At 36.6% G+C, this 303-nt stretch carries 1 protein-coding gene; it reads left to right on the top strand.

Translation table 11 applies throughout. The annotated features are described in order from the left end of the window. Positions 1-10 precede the first annotated feature (10 nt). Positions 11-303, top strand: a 293-nt coding sequence (locus ACSG5Z_RS30560; protein WP_435712826.1) for an MgtC/SapB family protein, incomplete at its 3' end; no start/stop codon positions are given.

Genomic DNA, 303 nt, shown 5'->3' with positions numbered 1-303 from the left:
GAATGGAAATATGTCATATGAATTTTTACTCAAATTAGGTTTAGCACTCTTTTTAGGATTATTCATCGGGATAGATAGGCAGCTAAAGAATAACCCGCTTGGTGTGAAAACAAGTATGGTTATTTCTGTAGCAAGTTGTTTAATTACGATGGTTTCAATTGAAGCCGTACATGTATATTCTGTTCCAGGGCATACAACTATGGATCCAATGCGTCTAGCTGCTCAAATTGTGAGTCGGATTGGTTTTCTTGGGGCAGGTGTTATTTTACGAAGAAGTAATGATGTTATTTCTGGATTAACGAC

Source organism: Bacillus pretiosus, from assembly GCF_051294775.1.
GTDB classification, from domain to species: domain Bacteria; phylum Bacillota; class Bacilli; order Bacillales; family Bacillaceae_G; genus Bacillus_A; species Bacillus_A wiedmannii.
The sequence above is the reverse complement of the archived record's forward strand: the minus strand, read 5'-3'. Positions and strand labels throughout refer to the sequence as shown.